General features: G+C 44.6%; 19 protein-coding genes. 16 read left to right on the plus strand and 3 right to left on the minus strand.

Annotated features, from left to right (window positions below; translation table 11 throughout):
• Window positions 1-4: 4 nt before the first annotated feature.
• Complete coding sequence (locus AAAA78_RS04015; RefSeq protein ID WP_445291993.1) at window positions 5-550, plus strand: 5'-methylthioadenosine/S-adenosylhomocysteine nucleosidase family protein; 546 nt, start codon at window positions 5-7, stop codon at window positions 548-550.
• On the opposite strand, the gene AAAA78_RS04020 is transcribed toward AAAA78_RS04015, so the two are convergent.
• The gene (locus AAAA78_RS04020; RefSeq protein ID WP_340590455.1) at window positions 543-2,774 is read right to left on the minus strand and encodes a fibrinogen-like YCDxxxxGGGW domain-containing protein; all 2,232 of its coding nucleotides are present in this window, start codon (window positions 2,772-2,774) and stop codon (window positions 543-545) included. The genes AAAA78_RS04015 and AAAA78_RS04020 overlap by 8 nt on opposite strands.
• A gap of 101 nt (window positions 2,775-2,875) precedes the next feature.
• On the opposite strand from AAAA78_RS04020, the gene AAAA78_RS04025 reads away from it, so the two are divergent.
• From AAAA78_RS04025 to lepB (AAAA78_RS04055), 7 genes are all read left to right on the plus strand, one after another.
• Window positions 2,876-3,358 carry a tetratricopeptide repeat protein gene (locus AAAA78_RS04025; protein ID WP_340590456.1) on the plus strand — a complete coding sequence of 161 codons (483 nt, stop codon included), beginning with the start codon at window positions 2,876-2,878 and terminating at the stop codon, window positions 3,356-3,358.
• 84 nt (window positions 3,359-3,442) lie between these two features.
• A complete protein-coding gene (gene hpf, locus AAAA78_RS04030) occupies window positions 3,443-3,793 on the plus strand; it encodes a ribosome hibernation-promoting factor, HPF/YfiA family (protein ID WP_295903605.1) in 351 nt (116 codons plus the stop codon).
• 133 nt (window positions 3,794-3,926) lie between these two features.
• Window positions 3,927-4,481, plus strand: coding sequence for a hypothetical protein (locus AAAA78_RS04035; protein ID WP_340590457.1), 555 nt, complete (start codon window positions 3,927-3,929; stop codon window positions 4,479-4,481).
• 127 nt (window positions 4,482-4,608) lie between these two features.
• Entirely contained in the window at window positions 4,609-5,772 is a 1,164-nt protein-coding gene (gene metK, locus AAAA78_RS04040; protein ID WP_340590458.1) for a methionine adenosyltransferase, read from the plus strand.
• Between the two features lie 88 nt (window positions 5,773-5,860).
• Window positions 5,861-7,660, plus strand: a complete 1,800-nt coding sequence (lepA, locus tag AAAA78_RS04045; protein ID WP_340590459.1) for a translation elongation factor 4 — start codon at window positions 5,861-5,863, stop codon at window positions 7,658-7,660.
• 4 nt (window positions 7,661-7,664) lie between these two features.
• On the plus strand, window positions 7,665-8,432 hold the full coding sequence (gene lepB, locus AAAA78_RS04050) for a signal peptidase I (protein ID WP_340590460.1): 768 nt from the start codon (window positions 7,665-7,667) through the stop codon (window positions 8,430-8,432).
• Window positions 8,433-9,140: a signal peptidase I gene (gene lepB / locus AAAA78_RS04055; RefSeq protein WP_340590461.1), complete on the plus strand. Its 708-nt coding sequence runs from the start codon at window positions 8,433-8,435 to the stop codon at window positions 9,138-9,140.
• A 42-nt stretch (window positions 9,141-9,182) separates the two neighbouring features.
• Here lepB (AAAA78_RS04055) and AAAA78_RS04060 read toward each other — a convergent pair whose 3' ends face one another.
• Together AAAA78_RS04060 and AAAA78_RS04065 are read right to left on the minus strand one after the other, a co-directional pair.
• Window positions 9,183-9,722 carry a hypothetical protein gene (locus AAAA78_RS04060; protein ID WP_340590462.1) on the minus strand — a complete coding sequence of 180 codons (540 nt, stop codon included), beginning with the start codon at window positions 9,720-9,722 and terminating at the stop codon, window positions 9,183-9,185.
• Window positions 9,719-10,489, minus strand: coding sequence for a hypothetical protein (locus AAAA78_RS04065; RefSeq protein WP_340590463.1), 771 nt, complete (start codon window positions 10,487-10,489; stop codon window positions 9,719-9,721). Before AAAA78_RS04065 ends, AAAA78_RS04060 begins: the two co-directional genes overlap by 4 nt.
• A 114-nt stretch (window positions 10,490-10,603) precedes the next feature.
• Here AAAA78_RS04065 and lepB (AAAA78_RS04070) point away from each other — a divergent pair, with 114 nt between their 5' ends.
• From lepB (AAAA78_RS04070) to AAAA78_RS04105, 8 genes are read left to right on the plus strand one after another with little or no spacing between them, the layout of a single operon-like run.
• The gene (lepB, locus tag AAAA78_RS04070; protein WP_340590465.1) at window positions 10,604-11,281 is read left to right on the plus strand and encodes a signal peptidase I; all 678 of its coding nucleotides are present in this window, start codon (window positions 10,604-10,606) and stop codon (window positions 11,279-11,281) included.
• Between the two features lie 35 nt (window positions 11,282-11,316).
• Entirely contained in the window at window positions 11,317-12,219 is a 903-nt protein-coding gene (locus tag AAAA78_RS04075) for an aspartate carbamoyltransferase catalytic subunit (protein WP_340590466.1), read from the plus strand.
• Window positions 12,219-13,280, plus strand: a complete 1,062-nt coding sequence (gene carA, locus AAAA78_RS04080) for a glutamine-hydrolyzing carbamoyl-phosphate synthase small subunit (RefSeq protein ID WP_340590467.1) — start codon at window positions 12,219-12,221, stop codon at window positions 13,278-13,280. The genes AAAA78_RS04075 and carA overlap by 1 nt, the downstream gene beginning before the upstream one ends.
• Window positions 13,277-13,924, plus strand: coding sequence for a hypothetical protein (locus AAAA78_RS04085; protein ID WP_340590469.1), 648 nt, complete (start codon window positions 13,277-13,279; stop codon window positions 13,922-13,924). Before carA ends, AAAA78_RS04085 begins: the two co-directional genes overlap by 4 nt.
• Window positions 13,925-13,940: 16 nt before the next feature.
• On the plus strand, window positions 13,941-17,135 hold the full coding sequence (gene carB, locus AAAA78_RS04090) for a carbamoyl-phosphate synthase large subunit (RefSeq protein ID WP_340590470.1): 3,195 nt from the start codon (window positions 13,941-13,943) through the stop codon (window positions 17,133-17,135).
• Window positions 17,132-18,025 carry a substrate-binding domain-containing protein gene (locus tag AAAA78_RS04095; RefSeq protein ID WP_340590471.1) on the plus strand — a complete coding sequence of 298 codons (894 nt, stop codon included), beginning with the start codon at window positions 17,132-17,134 and terminating at the stop codon, window positions 18,023-18,025. Before carB ends, AAAA78_RS04095 begins: the two co-directional genes overlap by 4 nt.
• 6 nt (window positions 18,026-18,031) lie before the next feature.
• Window positions 18,032-18,778, plus strand: coding sequence for an ABC transporter ATP-binding protein (locus AAAA78_RS04100; protein ID WP_340590472.1), 747 nt, complete (start codon window positions 18,032-18,034; stop codon window positions 18,776-18,778).
• Complete coding sequence (locus tag AAAA78_RS04105; RefSeq protein WP_340590473.1) at window positions 18,771-19,541, plus strand: ABC transporter permease; 771 nt, start codon at window positions 18,771-18,773, stop codon at window positions 19,539-19,541. Before AAAA78_RS04100 ends, AAAA78_RS04105 begins: the two co-directional genes overlap by 8 nt.
• Window position 19,542: the final 1 nt, after the last annotated feature.

Below are 19,542 nucleotides of genomic sequence, written 5' to 3' on the forward strand. Positions count from 1 at the left end.
TGTGATGGCTCTGCCTGGAGAATCACAAGGACTTTTTGAAAAAGAAAATATTCCTGTTATTTACACTGGTATTGGTAAAGTGAATGCCTCTTTAACTGCTATGGATGTTATTCACAAAACGAAGTGCAAAGTGATGATCAATCTTGGCACGGCGGGAAGTTCCAAGTTTAAAACTCATGACTTAGTGGAAGTGTCTACTTTCGTACAAAGAGATATGGATATTTCTCCTCTGGGTTTTAAAGTGGGTGAAACTCCATTTGATCCATTGCCAAGTGGTATTGAATTGATTCCTTACTTTCCGGAACTTCCAAAAGGAATTTGCGGAACGGGTGACAGTTTTGAAACGGGTGCGCCGAAAGTTCCGTGTGAACTAGTCGACATGGAAGGATACGCTTTAGCCAAAGTCTGTCGCAAGATGGGTGTGCAATTGATCTCCTTAAAGTACATCACCGACGGTGCCGATCACAACGCGCACAACGATTGGGAAGCCAACCTTGTGCACGGTTCAAAAAAGTTATTCGAGTACTACAGAAAAATGGTGACTACTTAATCCAGAGTTCTACTTTAGGAACGCCGACGCCCGAACCCGCCATATCTTCGCAGGCTGGAATGCCTGCCGGAGTTCCCCATGCAGCATAAGAGCCAATAGCATAAAACCAGTTTCCGGAGCTCACAGAGCCATCGGCAAGTGATGACGTCGTTGCACTGTTAAATTCCAAGCCACCCCAGAAATTACTTGAGCAGCCGATTGAAATCCCTGTGTATCCTGCCGCAGCTTGCGATGTGAAATTACTCGTCTGAGTCCACCAGTTTCTGGGCGCATATCCCGGCCAATCTATTTTTAACTCAAGTTTTCCACTGCGACGGAAACTTTCAAGTTTACCTAAAATCGAATAACGAGTGGCTGTGGGATTGTACACGTTATAAGAATTTGCTTCAGCTCCATTCGCAAAATATCCACCGGCAATATCGTGATAAAGAATGCGAGTCCATCCACCGCCATCCGAAGTCATATCACAGTAAACGGGAATCGGCGGATTGTTGTTTCCCGCCCCATCAGGATCGATGTAGTAAATTCCATTTCCATAAGCGTATCCTGCATCGTAAATAGCTTTGCATGAAGAATAAATTTGCGGAGGATCAATTTCTTTCACCCATAAATTAACTTCTGAAGAATGGGATGTAGATCCATCAAAGGTGCTGGCATCTGGAATGCCTCCGTTATAGGCCGTTGTTGCGCCAATGGAATACCACCAACAACTCCCGTTACATCCATCAATATAAGAGTTGTTACTATTGCCTGCCCCATGTGTTCCGTTTCCTAACTCAAGACCAATCCACTCTGGCATTGTCGCGCCAATGCTGACAGGATAATATCCTGTCACGTTCACGTCTGTTGTCGGGTTGCTGGTTTGATACCAAATATTTTTTGCGGCTCGGCCCGGCCAACTGATGCGGAAAAGAAAACGGCCGTGACTGCGAAAACTCTCAAGCTTATTGATGATTGAATACAAATTGTTGGTAGGATCACCAGGATTTGCAGAGGCCGCTGCTCCAAGGCTCGCAAAATATCCTCCAGCAATATTATGTCTAAAGACGCGAGTCCATCCCCCGCCATCAGTCGTCATATCGCAGTAAGCTTGAAAAGGCGCATTTCCTCCCGGACCGTCGGGGTCAATTGTGTAAAGACCATCTGTGGTAGCGCCGCCCAATTTTTTGTGTTCGTAACAATTTGCATACGTCGAATACTCACGAACATAATACCAACCATTTCCCGCAGCTTGTCCTGTCGCCGCATCCGCATCAGTCGCATAAGCTTTCGTAGAATTCACCCAATAAGCGCCGTTATAATAACCGCCGCCCATGGTTTCACCACCACCGGTCATGGAACCACTCCAACAAGTGTAATACCAAAAAGGAGTGTTGCTATAACCAGCGGAGCACGATTGGCCTGCGATGGTGATATCGGTGTCGCTGGTCGTGAGAGCTTTTCCCGTATGATAAGCGGTGAGGCCTGGAGCGACGGAGCCGGTGAGATTGGTCAGATTCAAGAGATTCAAAGTGTACTGGCGAAACGGATCGAATTTTTCCAAAGCCATCTTTGCTACTTGAGCTGCGGCCTTGCCGTAATCGGTTCTCCACTCGTACATGAAGTCCATGTACTTTTGTTTTTTACCGATCTCATTCCACTGATCTAATCCGACAAAGTAATTGTATTGTTCTTTATTGCCTGTCACGAGAGAACAATTTGCACCAGTCGCCGAAGTGCTTCCATTCGCCAATGAACAGCGGGGGGTATTGCTTCCAGATGTGGTGTTGTAAAAGCTCAGATTCGTCGTCGGCTTGTTTGTTCCGCCACGCAAGTTACTCCACACTAGAGTCCATCCACCACCGTCCGTGGTCATGTCACAGTAAGTGACGTAAGAAGCATTGGCTCCGGCTCCATCGGGATCAATGTAGTACATGCCACTGCCGATCCACGCGCCTCCGTTGTCTTTAATCTCTTTGCACGAGCGGCAGTCTTTAGTAAGAACCGCAGCAGGTTTGTTTGCAAGAAATGTCGTCCATCCGGTGAGATTTAATGTCGGAACAAAATAATCTTTTGTCGCATGTGTGTTCGTGAGAATTTTGCACTGGTTGTGAACAGGAATACTCATCGAAGTTCCATGAGTTAAGTGGAATCCCTCGGACGCCGTATTAATCGCAAACGATTTTTGAAAAATCAAAAGGCTGAGGAAAGCAAATAGACGTGCAAGTGTTCCCAGTGTTTTCATAGCTAATTTATCGGCATTTTGACGAAAAAAATGAGTTAAACGTTCTGTAATGAAACGCTGAAAAAGCTCAGCTTTGGTCTGGAAATTCCGATAAGACATCTATGAAAAGGTCATATCAAATTGCGACGTTTTTTGTGGCGGTAGTGGGCTTGTCCTTGGGCTTTCTTGGCAATCCATTTGGGGCGAAAGAAAAGAAAATCGATCCGCAAGAGGTCGATGCTCTTTATCAAAAAGCTAAAATCTATTTTCATGCGGGAAATTTTGAAGGGGCTATCGATACGGCAAGAAAACTTCCGAAAGAAATTCCTCCGCGTTACGCCGACATCCGTGACGTGCAAAAACAATCCGAAGAAGCATTAAAAAAATACCGCAAACAATTGGAAGAGGGCGCTTTAAGCCCCCGGCACGTGGACCGTTTGCCGGCGGCTCTTAGAGATTCTTATTTCGATGCAAAAATTGAAGCGAAACAGGGGCGATGCCGCCAAGCGTACGAAAATATGGCGCCGGTCAGCCGTTATTTAAATAATCGAGAAGACCTCGAAATTTTTAAGCGCTGCCAATTAACCAAAAATAAATCCAAATGAGTCTCAATATAAGGCTCATCTTTAGTCGGGTCTGGCCGATAAAGAAGTACGGGCTGAAATGACCAGCCAAAAAGGAGAAGACAAATGAAACTCAACTATACCTTTAAGCACTTGGACCACTCTGATTCCCTTGTTACTTATACGGAAGAGAGAATGTCAGAGGTTGGACGCTTCCTGCTTAAAGATGGGTACGGCAGCGTGTATTTCAGTAAGCAGAAAAATGAATTCTGCGTTGAGATCTCCGTTAACACTCGCGAAAAATATTTTAAGGCCACAGCTTTTGGAATGGATGTGTACGCAGCTGTCGACGCTGTTTCGGAAAAATTGGAAAAACAATTTTTAAAAATCAGCAAGCAGCTTAAAAATCATAAAAAACCAGAGCTTACAAAAGAAGGTCGTTTGGAGCAGGCAATCCGCTTCAAAAAGGCGGCCTAAGGTCGTTTGTGGAGAACGACATTTGATAGACAAACTAAAGAGGGTGGTTTAGAAACAACCACCCTTTATTTTTGAACGTACGTGTAACATGAATGAAAAACCCCATTGGGAGAGTTTTCTTTTTTCAGCTTCAGTGAAAGAAGATCAGCTCACTCAGCTTTATAAATATCGCCTTCTTATTGTCGTGACCGTGATCACCGGTCTCTTAATGTGGACATATAGTTTTATTTCTCTGTTCTTCGTCCAAGGGAAAACGTTGGCTGCCATTGGAATCACCTGTTCGGTGATTCACGCTTTGTCGCCGTTGGTGTACCGACTTTCCCGTTCGATGACCTTGGCGGCCTACAACATGGTGACGGCGGGGATGACCTTTCAGTTTTCCTTTTCATTTTTCACCGGAGGCTTTTACTCGCCCACCTTGATTTGGTTTGCGGTACTGCCGTTGATTGTGGGACTCCTCACAAATAAAACTCACGCGGCGATCTGGACATTCCTTTCGGCCTTCGCTTACGTTTTGATGTTTTATCTTCACGAGGCCGGGGTGGTGCCGGAGTCGACGCTGTCTGATTTAGGGAAAACGCTGACGCAGTTTATGATCGGTTTGGGACTGATCAGTCTTGTTGGCGGGTTCACATTATTTTTCCTGGAACTGGGTTATTTTTATTATCACAAACCCAAGGGATCTTGACCCCTCATTGCTGCTTTGGTAGGTTGGCCGTTCGCTAAATGCGAAGGGCATTTAGGATGGTTTCGGGTATAATTTCGAAGACCCAAACCGAGCTCATTAACACCTTTCCTAATGAGGAATAAAAGCAGTGAAAAACTATCTTTTTACGAGTGAATCAGTCTCTGAGGGGCATCCGGATAAAATGGCGGATCAAATCTCTGATGGCATCTTGGACGCTATTTTGGCGCAAGATCCAAAGGGCCGTGTTGCCTGTGAGACCCTGTTGACGACAGGTTTGATTGTTGTTGGTGGAGAAATCACAACATCAGCAAAAGTAAACTTCTCTGAAGTTGCTCGTGAAGTTGTAAAGCGTATTGGTTATGACCACTCTGATAAAGGTTTTGACTACAAAACTTGCGGCGTGATGATCGCTGTCGGTCAGCAGTCTCCAGATATCGCTGTCGGCGTCAAAGAAACTCTCTCTGATGATCAAGGTGCGGGCGACCAAGGCTTGATGTTCGGTTACGCTGTGAATGAAACTCCAGAGTTGATGCCTCTAAGCATCGCAATGTCTCACAAACTTGTGAAAGACTTGGCAGCACTTCGTAAAGCCAACAAAGTCGACTGGCTCCGTCCAGACGCTAAATCTCAAGTCACTGTTCAGTACGAAAACGGAATCGCAAAACGTATCGATGCGATTGTGATTTCAACTCAGCATGCGGATTCTGTCTCTAATGCGACAATCAAAGAATTCATCACAGAAGAGTTGATCAAAAAATCCATCCCAGCAAACTGGATTGATGCGAAAACAAAATTCTTCATCAACCCAACGGGCCGTTTCGTAACGGGTGGTCCAATGGGTGATGCGGGTCTGACGGGTCGTAAGATCATCGTGGACACTTATGGTGGTCACGGGGCTCACGGCGGGGGCGCGTTCTCTGGTAAAGATCCTTCAAAAGTGGATCGTTCTGCCGCTTACGCATCTCGTCATATTGCTAAGAACATCGTGGGTGCCGGTTTAGCTGAAAGATGCTTGGTTCAAGTGGCTTACGCGATTGGCGTGGCAGAGCCTGTAAGCATCAGCGTTAACGATTACGGTACAAGCAAAGTGGGTCCTGAGATTCTTGAAAAAGCAGTTCGCCAAGTTTTCGACTTGAGACCTGCCAGAATCACAAAAGACTTGGATCTATTGAGACCTATCTACAGTCCAACGGCAGCTTACGGTCACTTCGGCCGCAATGAAGAGTCGTTCACTTGGGAAAAGCTCAATAAAGTGGACCAACTGAAAGACGCTGTTAAAACTTTGGCTTAGTTTTTTAAATAGCACAGTCATTGCGCCGAGTTGTTACTAGCAACTCGGCGCTTCTTTTATATAATGGGCGGGCAAAAGAAAGAGGCCTATGGATCCTAAGTTTATTCGAAACTTTTCAATCATTGCTCACATCGACCATGGTAAATCAACTTTGGCTGACGGGCTTTTGTCTGCAACGGGCGCTCTTTCTGATCGCGAAAAGAAAGATCAATTCCTCGATAACATGGAGCTTGAGCGCGAGCGTGGTATCACGATCAAAGCACAAACAGTCTGCTTAGATTTCAAATCTAAAGACGGCAACATGTATCAAATCAACTTGATCGATACACCGGGGCACGTGGATTTCTCTTACGAAGTCTCTCGTTCTTTGGCGGCCTGTGAAGGTGCGATTCTTGTAGTCGACGCCGCTCAAGGGGTCGAAGCGCAAACGTTGGCAAACGTTTACTTGGCGCTTGAAAACAATCTCGAAATCATTCCTGTTCTAAATAAAATCGATCTTCCGTCGGCTGACCCAGAAGGTGTCGCGAAACAAATCGAAGACACTGTTGGTCTTGATTGCACAGGCATTATCCATGCTTCAGCAAAAGAGAAAATCGGTATCACAGATATTTTGGAAGCCATCGTTGAAAAAGTTCCGCCACCAAAAGCGGATCGCTCTTTAACTCCTCGTGCGCTTATTTTTGACTCTTGGTTCGACGCTTATCAAGGTGTCGTTGTCCTTGTGCGCGTGATGGATGGAGTGATCAAAAAAGGTGACAAGATTAAATTCATGGCTACAGACCGTGACTATGAAGTTTTGCGCATGGGTAAGTACAAACCATTCCCAGCGATGCAAGACACTCTTGAAGCGGGTGAGGTGGGCTTTATCATCTGCGGTATTAAAGACATCCGCGACGTGCAAGTCGGTGACACGGTCACTGCGGCAAAACATCCAGCGACAGAACCTTTGGCAGGTTTCCAAAGAATCAAGCCGATGGTTTTTGCCGGAATCTTCCCGGTTGTGGCGTCTGAGTATGAAAACTTGAAAGACGCTTTGGATAAGCTTTGCTTAAATGACTCTTCTTTGACTTTTGAAATCGAAAAGTCGGCGGCTTTGGGCTTTGGATACCGTTGCGGTTTCTTAGGTCTATTGCACATGGAAATCGTTCAAGAGCGTTTGGAGCGTGAGTTCAATCTTGATTTGATCACAACAGCTCCAACGGTTGTTTATAGAATTACGAAAACAGACGGCACAGAGATGATGCTTGAAAATCCATCAGGCATGCCGGCAGAAACTCAAATTGTGAAGTTTGAAGAGCCTTACGTTAAGGTGACTTTACATACTCCGACGGATTATATCGGTGGTATTTTAAAACTTTGTGAAGACAAACGCGGTATTCAAATCAAAATGGAATACGTGACCGATAAAAAGGTCATCATTGAGTACAAATTGCCAATGAATGAAATGGTCATGGATTTCTATGACCGTTTGAAGTCCATCTCTAAAGGTTATGCCTCTTTGGAATACGAATTCATCGGCTTTGAAGAATCAGACCTGGTGAAGTTGGATATCTTGATCAATGGGGAGCCGATTGACGCCCTTTCTTTGATTGTCCACAGATCCAAGGCGCAAAACCGCGGACGCCTGTTGGCTGAGAAGATGAAAGAGCTCATCCCTCGTCAACAATACCAAGTCGCGATCCAAGCGGCGATCGGTGCCAAGATTATTGCCCGTGAAACTTTGGGAGCGATCAGAAAAGACGTGACCGCGAAGTGTTATGGTGGTGATATTTCTCGTAAGCGTAAACTCTTAGAGAAGCAAAAAGAGGGTAAAAAACGTATGAAGGCCATCGGTCATGTCGAAGTGCCTCAGGAAGCCTTCTTAGCGATCCTTAAGGTGGAGGACTAGCATCATGAGTGACAACAAAAATAGCTGGAACTGGCGTACGAAACATTTTTGGACAGAAGGTTGGGGATCTCTTTTCCTGGCTGTCTTTATCGCCCTCTTCATCCGCTGGGGCTTCATTGAAGCTTATGTGATTCCGTCGGGCTCCATGCTGCCGTCTCTTTTAATTCATGATCATATCTTTGTGAATAAATTGACTTACGGTTTGCGCGTTCCGTTCAGCGAAAATTGGTTGGTGAAATTCAACGAACCAAAACGCGGTGAAGTGATCGTGTTCAAATATCCAAAAGATATGAGCACGTTCTTTATCAAACGTATCGTGGGCGAGCCTGGCGATAAGATTTATTATGAAAACGGAACACTTTTCATCAACGACAAACCCGTTGATAAAAAAGTTCCTGCCAATTTGGAAGACTTCGCATGGCTTCGCGATGCCGACTTCCAACGTGACGGCAATATCAACGACAACAAAGAAAACTACGTCGAATTCACGGAAGAACTTCCGGGTGGAAAAAACCACGCGATCCTTCTTCGTAAAGGTGATATCTACGAAACTTTCGGTCCTGTGACAGTGCCTGATGATCATTTGTTCGTGATGGGTGATAACCGCATGAACTCTTCCGATGGCCGTGTGTGGGGATTCCTGCCTAAGCAAAATATCTTGGGACGTGCGATGTTCGTATGGCTTTCTTGTGAAGAGACAGTTCCGGCATTGCCATTCTTGTGCAATCCTTTGACGATCCGTTGGGGCCGCTTCTTCCATCAAGTCAACTAGATGACAGAGTCTTCCAACGAAACTCGCAATTTAAAAGGAACGTGGAATCAGGCGATTCTAACGTTCCTTTTTCCGATTTTGCTGGTGATGAGTTTACGTTGGGCGGTCATTGAACCTTTTGTGATTCCTTCGGGAAGTATGATTCCCAATCTTTTGATTCACGATCACATCTTGGTTAAAAAATTCTCTTACGGTTTGCACATTCCATTCAGTGATAAGTGGCTAGCGCAATGGGCGACTCCGCAACGTGGTGACATCGTCGTTTTTAAATACCCTGAAAATCCTGAAGTCTATTACATCAAACGCTTGATCGGCGTTCCTGGCGACACGGTCGAGGTAAAAGCAGGCCGAATCACAGTGAATGGTGAAAAGTTTAATCTGTCTCCGTTCGACAATCCTGAGAATGAAAAAGGTTTTAATTATTTTCAGGAAAGCAACGGACGCAAAGAATACACCGTGCGCTTTCTTTACGAAGAAGTGGGCGACGAGGTCCAAGCTTATAAAGTTCCAGAAGGTCAGTACTTTTTTATGGGCGACAACCGCGATCAATCCAGTGATTCGCGCTTCTGGGGTTTCGTGAAAAACGACTATATCGTCGGCAAAGCCTGGGTGATCTGGCTTTCTTGCAATAGCACTTTGCCAACAATGACATTCGTCTGTGATCCTTCACAGATTCGCTTCAATCGAATTTTCAAAAAGTTACCTTAGATTCTTGGCCACCATAATTCGATAAATGACCGCCATAGAAATTTATTTGTCGATCTTGTAGGGGATGGTTTCTTTTTCTCTTTGAGTTGATGGCTCACGAGTGGTTGGGTCAAACCAAGCAATAGCTTCGATTCTTTCATTAGTCTTTTGATATAGAACAGAAAGTCCCAGTCTGTCGTCCACTAAATTTGAAGGCTGCGTGAGTGAATGTGGATTTGGTTGAACAGTTGGACTTGCTTTGAGATCAAGGCTCGAATATTTTTTGTTCAAGTCACCAAGTTCAATTGTATCATTGGGTTGGAGGACCCATAAAATCGAATGAACTGTGTTAGAGTTGTTTTTGAATTTAATAGTGATGTATTGGCCACTATTTTCAGCATTATGGAATTCCCAAACTGTCTCATTTTTTAAAACGGTTTGTTGCGACGGTTGGCCTAAAATAGATACAACGTCGCTTTCTTTAGAAGCTCCCACTTTAAGTTGAGATATTTTTTTAAAGGTAGATGAGTTTTCTGACGTTTTAGTCGTCGAAGAGCAGCTTAAAAGTGACAAACTAAGAAATATCAAAGCTATGAATTTCATTTTATGCTCCCTGTTTTTAACTTATCACCATAATGCTTCTTCATCCAATTATATGCTTTTGGAGACACTTCGTTAAGGCGCTTTGGGTTAAATTGATAATATTCCATATTATTTGAAAAATCTTCCGCCGGGGAGTTCCGGCCGTCTTCTTCAACGTATCCGTTTTTACGACCTTGCCAGTAAAGAGTTCTATCGTCCACGACCACAGTCCAGTCCATTGTATCTCTATAGTCTTTAGATGTTTTACGGTCCAAGTGATCGTATATATCGTGCGAAATCTCATGCGAAAAGATACGTCCGAGATTTCTATCTTTCTCAAAAGCATTATCGTAAAGAACAATATATCCGTCCCCATTGCTTGCTGGATTAGGATGATCTTTTGATTTCTTAAGACGATATATTCCCTTAATTGTAGATCGCCGAAATTCTTCAGGAAGATCCTCAAGAATATCTAGGAATCTTTGTTTTTGTTCTTCAGTCCAAGTGCTCGACTCTTCGGACTGATGAGGCCAGCCTGGAGGCAAGCCATCGTAGAGACGTGGGGACCAAAATTCATATGACGGAGTGGATCTTCTACAGTGGCTTTTAACGGTCGTCGCTTTTACAAACTTTCCGGTGCTTGTGGTGTAAGCATTTCTAAAATGCGAACGAACAAAATGTTGTCCTGGTGGGCAACTGGATGCTTGAGCAAGAGATGTTAGTGGTGCTGCAAAGCCGGCAGTGAGCACTATTAACAAAAGAGGAATTATTGTAGGTTTGTAGATCATATTCTCGACATAGTATAGTTTGTTTATTAAATCTTAGAATTCTTAAAATGGTGAGGCAAACGTTATCTAACAAAAAAACTTTCAAGAGAGCGCAACTAACGGTAGCATCAGGGGATGAACCGTTGGCGGGAATATTTAACAACTTTAGTTTTAGCAGTCTTGTGTGCTCTTTTTGTGCGCAATTATTTGGTGACGGCTTATAAAGTTCCAACAGGTTCTATGCAGCCGACATTAAAGCCGGGCGATTTTATTTTTTCCTCTCGCATCTCTTATGGATTCTCGATTCCATTTTCCTCTAATAAATGGGGCGCGACTTTGCCAGAGCGTGGGGATCTTGTTGTTTTCAACTATCCTAATCAGCCCGCTGTGAATTACGTCAAACGTGTCATTGGTTTGCCCGGCGATCGCGTGCAAATTATCAACGGTCGTCTTCATATTAATGAAGAGGCTTTGAAATATGAAAAAGCTCGGGAAATTCCCGGCGACAATCCAAATCCGGAATTATTTGATATTTACGAAGAGATCTCAGGTCAGACCCACTGGCGTGTGATTTTCCAAAAAAAATCAGAAGACAAAGATTTTGGTCCTTTGGTGGTTCCTCCAGGGGAGGTCTTCTTGCTGGGCGATAATCGTGATGCAAGTGACGACTCGCGCTATTGGGGTACGGTTCCCATGACCCAAGTGGTGGGCCGGGTCGTTTTAATTTGGCTTTCGCTGGATTGGCAAAAGAAATGGGGAGGCGATCGCTACCCTTCAGTGCGTTGGGAAAGAGTTTTTTCTCCGGTGTATTGACATCTCGCCGGGTGCGCCATAGGCTTGGGTTCTAGATGTCATCTAGAAATAATAAATCCATTCTCGATCTGCTTTCTCTTGAAAAAACAAAAATCGACTCCCTATTTTCCGTGGCAGACAAGCTGTCTGCGAATGAGTCTATTCCCTTTGAGGGCTTCGGCAAAACCGGAGCCCTTTTGTTTTTTGAGGCCAGCACAAGAACTCGAATGAGCTTTGAAACGGCTTGCGCAAGACTAGGAATTTATCCTCTGCTTTTTGATGGAAAATCCGGAACCAGCCTCGAAAAAGGCGAAACTCTGGAAGACACTGTTCTCAATGTCGATGCGATGAAGCCAAGCTTTTTGGTGATTCGCTCCGGAGACGATTTGGATCTCAAAGCCCTTTCGGAAAAAGTTCAATGTCCTATTCTGAATGCAGGTTGGGGTAAAAAAGGTCATCCGACACAGGCGTTGCTTGATGCTTACACAATTCGCAAACATCTTGGTACTTGTGATGGACAAAAAGTTTTAATCGTCGGTGATGTTCGTCACAGTCGTGTGGCGGCTTCACATTTTGAGTTGGCGAAAAAATTAAACTACGAAGTCGCACTCTGCGGGCCGAAAGAATTTTTACCAGAGACGGGAACTTACAAAGTGTTCTCTTCTTTAAAAGAAGGTCTTCAGTGGGCGACAGTGGCCATGACTTTACGAGTGCAACTTGAGCGTCATTCTTCGCAGTATTCCTTGGCCGATTATCGTGAACACTACGGATTCACGGTGAAAAACTTGAAAGATTTGTCATCGAAAGCGTTGATCATGCATCCGGGGCCGATCAATCAAGGAACGGAATTGGATTCTGAAGTTTTACAAGATCCGCGCTGCAAAGTTTTGAATCAGGTTTCTAACGGCGTTTTGATTCGCCAAAGTCTTATCTACACGACATTGTCGGAGGGGAAATAATGAAGGGTTATCTCGTTCTTGAAACAGGTGAAGTGTACGAGGGACGTTGGAATGGCGGAGAAGATCGCGCTGGTGAAGTCGTCTTTAACACTTCTCATTCAGGTTACGAGGAAATTGCCACAGATCCTTCTTATTTCACTCAGATCGTTGTGATGACAGCTCCCATGCAAGGCAATTACGGCATCGAAGACGACGTCTGGGAATCGCGCCGCCTTTGGATTGAGGGATTTATTTGTCTAGAAATTCAAGACACCGAACGCGATCAAGCTTGGAAAAAACGTCTCACAGAAAATAAAATTCCTCTGGTTACAGAGCTTGATACTAGAAATTTAGTTTTGCGTCTTCGCAAAGGAACTCCGTGGGGCGCGCTTGTTCAGGCTTCATCCGAACAAGAAGCCCGCAACAAAGCGGTTTCGTTGATTGCAGCAAAAAAGACCATGGATAAAGATTGGGTTTATCTCACTTCTCGTAAAGAAACAGAAACTCGCCGTGGAGAAAACATGGTGGGTCCTCGTATTGCGGTTCTTGATTTTGGCGCTAAAGAAAACATTCTTCGCGAATTGCAAAAGCGTTGCTCCGAAGTGAAGGTTTTTAATAGCCGGGCTTCTGTGCAGGATATTTTGGCGTATAATCCCGATGGAATTATGCTCACAAATGGGCCCGGCGATCCCGCTGATGTGAAAATCGCCACAGGCACGGTCCGCGAACTTTTAGGTGTGAAACCGATTTTTGGGATCTGCATGGGCCATCAAATCCTCGGTCTGGCCCTGGGGGCTAAGACCTATAAATTAAAGTTCGGTCATCGAGGCAGCAATCACCCAATTCGCGACACTCTGCTTAATCAAATTTATATGAGCAGTCAAAACCATGGATACGCTGTAGAGGCGGAAAGTCTGCCTCCTGACGCCCAAGTGACACAGACCAATCTCAATGATGGCACTGTGGCAGGTTTTTATAGTGAAAAGAGGAAGTATTTAGGAATACAATATCATCCGGAAAGTTGCCCAGGCCCGCATGAAGCGACCGGGCTGTTTAGTTACTTTATTGAGCGGATGATATGAACGAATACGAAAAGCTTATAGAAAAAATTCTCAATCACTTTGTTAGCGACGCCTTCAAAGACGAATTGGCCATGGCCAAAAAGGAGTTCTTTGAAAATGCAGGGACGTTGGATGAAAACTCCGACCACTACGAGTCGCGCATGGCGCAGTTTTATGATTGGTATTTTTTCACCCGCGAGCTGAAAGGCTTTGGGCAAACACCACTGGATGCGTGCTTGCTTGTTCGCGAATTGCGTTTTTCTGACGAAGAGTTAAAGACGCTCGAAGTTTTAAAACAGCACCGTCATTCTATTTTTGAATTTATCAAAATCAAAAACGGCGACGTTTACATCAAAGATCTTTTGGCTAACAAAAAATTGGTCGTTAAACAGTCTTCTTACGTTTTTGGATTTGATCCTGATGAGCTTTTTGAAGTGCGCTTGATCCCTCAAGGGGATTCTTATGTTTTCACTCGTGGATTTTGTTTTCATCCCGAGAGCGCAAAAAAATTCATCTTGGGCGAAGTAAAACGCCATCGTAAAGATCCGGATTTGGATCCAGATCTTTTGATGCTTCGTCTGATTAAAATGCGTTACAAGTTTGAGCAGTATAAACATGTAAGGCCCGAAATGATTTACTCCAACGAGGGGAAATTGGGCATCTGAATCGCAGGAGGAAAAAGTGCCGAGAACGTCCAGTATTAAAAGAGTTTTGATTATTGGCTCTGGACCTATCGTAATTGGACAAGCGTGTGAGTTTGACTACTCCGGCACTCAAGCCTGTAAAGCCCTGATGAAAGAAGGATTGGAAGTTATTCTTGTGAACTCCAATCCGGCAACGATCATGACAGATCCTGAGGTGGCGACACGAGTTTACGTGGAGCCTCTGAAAGTCGATTATCTTGAAAAAATCATTGCGAAAGAAAAACCTGATGCTGTGATCCCGACTCTAGGAGGGCAAACAGCGTTGAATCTCGCTTTGGATCTTCACGCCAAAGGCATTCTTCAAAAATACAAGGTTCAACTTCTCGGTGCTACACCGACGGTTATTAAAGCCGGTGAAGATCGTGAAATTTTCCGCGGTATCTTAGATAAAATCGGTGCTCGTTATCCCAAAAGTCATTTGGTCAGAACCTATGAGCATGGTCTGCAAATCGCCGAAGACTTAGGTTACCCGATGATCCTTCGTCCTAATTACACTCTGGGCGGCGGAGGCGGTGGTATTGCGTATTCTCCAGAAGAATATCAAAACATGCTCATCACAGCTTTACATGAAAGTCCGACATCGGAAGTTCTTGTTGAAGAAAGCATTCTGGGTTGGAAAGAGTTTGAACTTGAAGTGATGCGCGACCACAAAGGAACTTTCGTTGTGGTTTGCAGTATCGAAAACTTGGATCCTTGCGGAGTTCATACGGGTGACAGTATCACGGTCGCTCCTCAGCAAACTTTGAGCGATCGCGAATATCAAGAGATGCGTGATGAAGCTTGCAAGATCATCAACGAAGTCGGTATTCAAACAGGGGGCGCGAATATTCAATTCGCCGTTCATCCCACGACTCGTGAGCGCGTGGTGATTGAAATGAATCCGCGTGTGAGTCGTTCATCTGCACTAGCAAGTAAAGCGACAGGATTCCCGATTGCAAAAATCGCGGCGTTGTTGGCAATTGGTTACAGTCTTGATGAACTTCAAAACGACATCACAAAAGTGACGCCGTCTTGTTATGAACCGGCGCTTGATTATGTCGTTACAAAAATCCCGCGTTTTGCGTTTGAAAAATTCCAAGGTTCTAAAGATCTTCTCACAACACAAATGAAGAGCGTCGGTGAGGTGATGGGAATCGGTCGCACTTTGCAAGAGTCTTTGATGAAAGCCATGGCGAGTCTTGAAAAAGATCCGCAAGCGATTCCGGAAGTGGTTTTAGAAACAGGTAAAGTTTCTTATCCGAACAGTCAGCGTATTTATCATCTTTTCCAAGCGTTTCGCGATGGAAAAACAGTGGCGGAAATCGAAGAGCTGACAAGAATCAATCCGTACTTCTTAGAGCACATCGAAGCTCTGATTAAGTTTGAAAATAAATTTAAAAAAGAATTCTCTGATTCCAATACGGAATTATTGCTAGCGGCAAAACGCAAAGGATTCACTGATGCACGTCTTGCCAAGCTTGTAGGTAAAACAGAAAAAGAAATCTGCCAGTTGCGCGAAAAAAACAATATGTTCCCGCGCTATCAGCAAGTGGATACATGCGCCGGGGAGTTTGAATCTTCCACTCCTTACTTCTATTCTTCCTATTGGCCGACGGCGTCTGCTACGGTGAATGCCCCTAATGCCGTAGTAATTATCGGAAGTGGACCAAATCGAATCGGTCAAGGGATTGAGTTTGATTATAGCTGTGTTCGCGGTGTAAAGGGTTTTCAAAAAAGCGGCAGCAAAGTCGTGATGGTGAACTCAAATCCAGAGACAGTTTCAACTGACTACGATACGTCAGATGTCCTTTTCTTTGAGCCACTCACAGTTGAAAGTTTGACTGAAATCATGCGCTTTATGAAACCAAAAGGATTTGTCGCTCAACTTGGCGGTCAAACTCCGATCAGTGTAGCGCATGATTTAGTGAAAGCCGGATTTAAACTTCTAGGTTCTTCATTAGAAACAATTGATCTTGCCGAGGACCGCGGTCTTTTCACAAAGATTTGCCAAGAACTTAATTTTGCCATTCCAAATTCAGCCATGGCAGGATCACTAGCTGAAGCCCTTCAGCACGAAAAGTCCGTCGGTTATCCCATGATCTGCCGTCCAAGTTATGTTTTGGGTGGACGCCGTATGGAAGTGATCGAAAGCCAAGACGAATTGGTCTCCTACTTCCAAAGACATAAAGACTTTATTTCCTCTGATAAACCATGCTTGATGGATCAATTCTTAGCAGGCGCTCTTGAAGTCGATGTGGATCTCGTGCGCGGTGATGATTGGACCGTTGTTGGTGGAGTTGTTGAGCATATTGAAGCTGCCGGTGTTCACTCTGGGGACTCCATGGGTGTTCTTCCTCCACAGCGTTTGAAATCTGAAACCTGTGAACGCATTGAAGAACTGAGTCAGCGTCTTGCTGATCGTATCGGTGTGATCGGTCATTTGAATTTGCAACTCGCTGTGAAGAATGACGTCGTCTACATGCTCGAAGCGAATCCTCGCAGCTCGCGCTCAGTTCCATTCGTGGCAAAAGCGACGAACATTCCGCTCATCGATCTAGGTGTCGCAGCGACGTTGGGTAAAAAGAAAAAAGATCTTCATCTGGACAAATTAAACTGGAGAAACACACAGCAAGTTTCTGTAAAAGGTGTTGTATTTCCGTTTAAAAAATTCTCCGAGTCAGACTCCATTCTTGGACCTGAGATGAAATCAACAGGGGAAAGCATGGGCCGTGGAAAAGATTATTCCGAAGCTCTTTCCAAAGCCTTCCTTTCAAGTAACATAAGACTTCCAAAGATGGGTCAGGTCTTTTTCTCTCTTCGTGATAAAGACAAAGAGTTGATGCTCGACATGGCAAAAGAACTGCAACGTATGGGATATGGCGTTTCTGCAACAACGGGAACGGCGAATTTCTTTAACGAACGCGGTGTGAATTGTCTGTCGCTCAGAAAAGTCGATGAAGGTCGTCCGCACTGTGTGGATAAAATCCGCTCGGGTGAAGTGGCCTTTGTTATCAACACCACTTCGGGGCGCCGGGCCATCGAAGCGAGCTTCGACATTCGTCGAGCTTGTACGGACTACAATATTCCATGTCTAACAGAGAGTGACGCTGCTGAGGCTTTCGTTCTTGCTTTGAAAAATCAAAGAAATGAGTCATCATCAGTCGAGGCTCTGGGAGCCATGGAGGAATTTTGAAAAGACTCATTCTAGGACTGATTGCACTTCTAGTTTTTTCAAGCGTTCAGGCGGCTGAAACAAATAGCAACGAAACAAACCCACCGTCGATCACCATTGGTGTGATTCCCGGTGGGAATCCCGAAAACCTGCGTGAGCAAGGTTTGAATTTGGCCAAAGAGCTTCAAGCAAAGCTCAATATTCCGGTTAACATTTATATTTCAAAAAACTATGCAGGTCTTATTGAGGCCATGAAAACAAAGAAAGTGGATTTCGCTTTCTTTTCTTCTTTGACGTATGTTTTTGCTGAAGAACAAGCGCAGGCCAAAGTTCTCCTTAAAAAAGTATGGAATCAGCCGTTTTATTATTCGGCGATCATCACTCCGCAAAGATCTGGAATCAAAAAACTGAAGGATCTTAAAGGAAAGCGCATTGCCTTTGTGGATGATAAGTCTTCTTCAGGCTATTTGTATCCGCAAGTGGCACTCAGAAAGATCGGTCTTACAGATAAAGACTTTAAAGAAGTCGCCTTCTCTGGAAATCACCAAGCTTCCATTCAGTTTTTGGAAGCCAACAGAGTCGATGCGGCCGCGGTGTTCAGTGACGACGAAAAGGGAACACAGGGCGCATGGGTGAAATTCGGAACAAATAAAAAAGCCAAATATCGCATTATTTGGATGAGTGCTCCGATTCCTAATGATCCATTCTGTGTTCGTCAGGATTTTTATGACACTTATCCTAAGACAACGCACACTTTGATGTTTGCTTTGATCGACATCTTGGCCGAATCCCAAGATAAAAACGCTTACTCTGAAATTTTAGGTTCTCGCGACTTGATGCCTGCCACTTCTAAACAGTATGATCCTGTTAGGGAGATGGTGAAAGCTCTGAATCTTGAGCTCAAACCATAGAGTTTGATGGCAGCAGTACTCAAAGTTGAAAAGCTCAATAAAACATTTAAAGGTGGTCTTTTTGAAAAAGATCGCCATGTTTTGCGTGATGTGACCTTTTCGCTTCCTGAAGGACAAACTTCCGGCTTCGTTGGCAGCAACGGCTCAGGCAAAACCACAACGATCAAATGTCTTTTCGATTTTATTCGTCCCAACAGTGGCGAAATTCTTTTTTTCGGAAAACCGTTAAGCAGTGAAAGCAAAACCCGCATCGGCTATTTGCCAGAGCGTCCTTATCTTTATGAATTCCTCACGGGTATGGAGTTTTTGCGTCTGCACTGGAATCTTTGTTACGGCTCCACAATGAAGGACTTCCATGAAAGAGCCCATGAAGCTCTTAAAAAAGTAGATCTGATGGAGGCCAAAGACCGCCGTCTTCGTACGTACTCCAAAGGTATGTTGCAAAGAGTGGGAATCGCCCAAGCTATTCTCACAAGACCTGATTTGTTGATTCTTGATGAACCAATGTCAGGTCTTGATCCCGATGGGCGCGCGATGGTGAAAGACATTTTGCGCGAAGAGCAAAAACGCGGCGTGAGTCTATTTTTTAGCAGCCATCTTCTGCAAGATATGGAAGAGCTTTGCAGTCATTTAGTTGTCATCAATCGCGGGCAAATCCTTTACGACGGAGTTTTAAATTCCTTTATGGCGGAATTCCAAAGCCTTGAAAGAGCCTTCGCGGTTCTTAAAGGCCGGGAGGAAGCTCATGGGTAAAGTTTGGGCTTTAGCAAAAACTACTTTGCGTGAAATGTTGCGCGAAAAAGTGTTCCTCGTTGTGGTTTTGATCGCAGTCGCACTTTTAGCACTGAGTTTCTTACTTGGAGCTTTGTCTTTCGCGGAACAAAGAAAAATTCTCACAGACTTCGGATTCCTGGCGATTCAAGTGGCGGCCTTAGGTGTGTCTCTTTTTTCAGGCTCCTATTTACTAGCTAAAGAAATCGAAAAACAAACATGTCTTTTGATTCTTTCAAGACCCGTTAGTCGTGAGCAATTCATCCTCGGAAAAATCTTTGGTGTCCTTGCATTGAATACTCTTCTATTAGCCGCTTTGGGAGTTCTTCTTTGGGCGCTTTTAGGTCTTTGGAAGGAACCAAATCTTTGGCTATCATTTGTAGAAATATGTCTGAGCCTCTGGTTTGAAAGCGCTGTGATCTTGTGTCTGGTCATCTGCTTTAGTTTGATCGTCAGACCTGTGCTTGCATTGGGCGCAGGATTTATGGTTTTCCTTCTGGGGCATTGGCTGGGTGATCTGACGTTCTTCGCCGAAAAAAGCAAAGAAGAACTTTTCATTCAAGCCGTTAAAGTTTTCCATTGGATCACGCCCAATCTTTATCGCATGAACTGGAAGTCCGCTTACTTCTTGGAAAACGGAATTCCCGCGCAAAATGTGGGGTGGATGATCGCACACATGACAGGATGGGGAATTTTACTCATCCTTGCCACAAATTTCTTCTTCAGGAGAAAAGACATTGTCTAAT

It is taken from the genome of Bdellovibrio sp. BCCA, from assembly GCF_037996825.1.
In the GTDB taxonomy this organism is placed as follows: domain Bacteria; phylum Bdellovibrionota; class Bdellovibrionia; order Bdellovibrionales; family Bdellovibrionaceae; genus Bdellovibrio.

Excerpts from the sequence above, each read along its gene's own strand:
- AAAA78_RS04085 (WP_340590469.1), top strand. The coding sequence starts at position 13,277 with ATGAACGAATACGAAAAGCTTATAGAAAAAATTCTCAATCACTTTGTT.
- AAAA78_RS04065 (WP_340590463.1), bottom strand. The coding sequence starts at position 10,489 with ATGATCTACAAACCTACAATAATTCCTCTTTTGTTAATAGTGCTCACT.
- lepB (WP_340590461.1), top strand. The coding sequence starts at position 8,433 with ATGACAGAGTCTTCCAACGAAACTCGCAATTTAAAAGGAACGTGGAAT.
- AAAA78_RS04100 (WP_340590472.1), top strand. The coding sequence starts at position 18,032 with ATGGCAGCAGTACTCAAAGTTGAAAAGCTCAATAAAACATTTAAAGGT.
- AAAA78_RS04060 (WP_340590462.1), bottom strand. The coding sequence starts at position 9,722 with ATGAAATTCATAGCTTTGATATTTCTTAGTTTGTCACTTTTAAGCTGC.
- AAAA78_RS04015 (WP_445291993.1), top strand. The coding sequence starts at position 5 with ATGGCTCTGCCTGGAGAATCACAAGGACTTTTTGAAAAAGAAAATATT.
- lepB (WP_340590465.1), top strand. The coding sequence starts at position 10,604 with ATGAACCGTTGGCGGGAATATTTAACAACTTTAGTTTTAGCAGTCTTG.
- carA (WP_340590467.1), top strand. The coding sequence starts at position 12,219 with ATGAAGGGTTATCTCGTTCTTGAAACAGGTGAAGTGTACGAGGGACGT.
- AAAA78_RS04075 (WP_340590466.1), top strand. The coding sequence starts at position 11,317 with ATGTCATCTAGAAATAATAAATCCATTCTCGATCTGCTTTCTCTTGAA.
- lepA (WP_340590459.1), top strand. The coding sequence starts at position 5,861 with ATGGATCCTAAGTTTATTCGAAACTTTTCAATCATTGCTCACATCGAC.
- lepB (WP_340590460.1), top strand. The coding sequence starts at position 7,665 with ATGAGTGACAACAAAAATAGCTGGAACTGGCGTACGAAACATTTTTGG.
- hpf (WP_295903605.1), top strand. The coding sequence starts at position 3,443 with ATGAAACTCAACTATACCTTTAAGCACTTGGACCACTCTGATTCCCTT.
- AAAA78_RS04025 (WP_340590456.1), top strand. The coding sequence starts at position 2,876 with ATGAAAAGGTCATATCAAATTGCGACGTTTTTTGTGGCGGTAGTGGGC.
- AAAA78_RS04105 (WP_340590473.1), top strand. The coding sequence starts at position 18,771 with ATGGGTAAAGTTTGGGCTTTAGCAAAAACTACTTTGCGTGAAATGTTG.
- AAAA78_RS04020 (WP_340590455.1), bottom strand. The coding sequence starts at position 2,774 with ATGAAAACACTGGGAACACTTGCACGTCTATTTGCTTTCCTCAGCCTT.